Origin of the sequence: Caballeronia sp. LZ008, assembly GCF_031451435.1 — a bacterium.
GTDB lineage: Bacteria > Pseudomonadota > Gammaproteobacteria > Burkholderiales > Burkholderiaceae > Caballeronia > Caballeronia zhejiangensis.
This window is the reverse complement of the sequence record NZ_JARUXK010000017.1, coordinates 1-1915: the sequence shown is the minus strand read 5'-3', so window position 1 is coordinate 1915 and position 1915 is coordinate 1. Positions and strand designations below refer to the sequence as shown.

Here is a 1915-nt window from a genome sequence, read left to right as displayed (position 1 = left end):
GAACCCGATTTCCTTTGGATTTTCTGAATAAGAATCGAGATGGCAACATCAGCAACTGCTGCAAGACCCGCTTCGGCGCCGCAACCTGCGTCTGCACCCCAGCCCGCTTCAGGTGGCCAACGCAGTGCGCCTGCAGTCCCTCGTAACGCACCGCAAGCGACGCCGCCCGACACAAAGGTCAAGAAGTTGTCGTTTGCCTTCCCGTTCCTGAAGAAGGGGCAGAGGGATACGGATGCGGCAGTCAGGTTCACCGACGAACACGAGATTTACCAACTGCTCTCGGAGAAGGAACCCGGCGGAACCTTCTTGGTGAGTAAGAAAGGCTTTTGGCACGGCGGTATCCACATCACCGACAGCGGCGCGGGCAGCAAGCTGGATTTGAAGCAAGGCGTGCGATGCATTGCAGATGGCCACGTCATTGCATACCGGGTGGACCGGACTTATCCGGTGAGCCAACTCGGAAACGTGCAAGCGCCCTATAGCACCGGATTCGCTTTGGTTCGCCATTCGATGGAGTTCCCGAAAGGCACGAAGCTGACTTTCTATAGCCTGTACATGCATCTGCAAGCGTACGAGGAGTATGAGCGCGATACGGGCAAGGCCAAACCGGCGTATCTATCTGCGCTTGCTCAGTACAAAGTCACGTCCTATGCGCGGGACAAGGCAGCTCCGAGCCGAACCGGTCAGGCGCCAGATGCTAGTCAGCAAGGTTTGAGAATCCGCAGCGCTCCGAAGACGGGCCGTGGAGCAAGTCCGGCGCTTGGCATTCTGCCCCAAGGTGCGTCTGTGAGTATTGGCGAGCGGCAACATGGCTGGGGCAAGATCACGGACGCGCATGGTGCGCAACCGTACGCGGCCCAGGTGGGCGATGCTCCGCCCACCACAGTAGTGGGCGGTTGGATATTTCTGGGTAGCGAGAACGGTGGTCCGGTGGTGCAGGAAATCATGCCTGACGATGCCTTCGATCGCGTCATGGTTACGTTGTTGGCCGGTGGAGCAGACGACGCGAATGCGCAGGGCATCGCCGTGAAAGCGGGCGAATTGATAGGCCATCTTGGCCGCTTTGATTCATTGAATGCGAATCCGCCGTCCGCCACGAAAATGGCGCACATCGAGGTGTTCTGTGACGACAGCGTCAAATCGTTCATTGAGCAAAGCAGGACGTGGGTCGCGTCCCACAGCGCGCATCCCGACGAGTGGAAGCGGCTGGGGCTTTCTTCCGAGCCGACGCTATTGCGTATCGCGGAGGGGACTAAGCTCTATCGCAACGCGGAGCAGGCGGGTAGTGAACCGCCGGTGACGGGCGTGGTGCAGCGGTGGTCACTGGCCGAACTGGCGCGGGATACGAACAAGCGACACGCTGAAGCGACGGCGGATCGCAACGGACGAAAGATGAACTGGTGGCGCGTTGGCAGCGCGGATCAGCGAGGACAAGCGATCGAGGGATGGGTGCGTGAAGAGCAGTTCGCGGGCGGAACTGTGACGCGAGAGTTCGCCCAGAAATGGGTGGACTTCGCTTGTATCGACGGGGCACAAGATCCGGCTCACACCATGTTCTCGAGGACCAAGGCGTGGGTGGACTTTGCCAGTCATACCGGTGCTGCAGATGCGAAGGCCTTGAGCAAGTTGAGTCCAATGATGCAGGCGGTGTACCGAAAGCTGTTTCCGCAAGGCGATGGCAGCCGTGCTGCAGACGACTTGTGCTTAGCCTATGCAGGTGAGTCAGGCCACTATCCATGGCTGATGCAAGCGGCATCCCGATTGATTGTGAAGCATGAAAGCGAGTGGACAAATCCGCAGAAGTGGCGACAGCTCTACACGGAAATCGAGAACGCCACGCCGAACCCCCAGTACAAAGAAGAGCAGAAGCGTATCGAGAAGCTCGTGTGGTGGGATGAGGTGAAGGCGAAGGTTC

General features: G+C 59.0%; 2 protein-coding genes. One reads left to right on the top strand and one right to left on the bottom strand.

The window, feature by feature from the left end:
* A partial coding sequence (locus QCE49_RS33520; RefSeq protein ID WP_250460789.1) for a hypothetical protein occupies window positions 1-182 on the bottom strand: 182 nt, incomplete at its 3' end.
* A 4-nt stretch (window positions 183-186) separates the two neighbouring features.
* On the opposite strand from QCE49_RS33520, the gene QCE49_RS33515 reads away from it, so the two are divergent.
* Window positions 187-1915: glycoside hydrolase family 19 protein (locus QCE49_RS33515; RefSeq protein WP_250460791.1), on the top strand; the 1729-nt coding region annotated here is incomplete at its 3' end.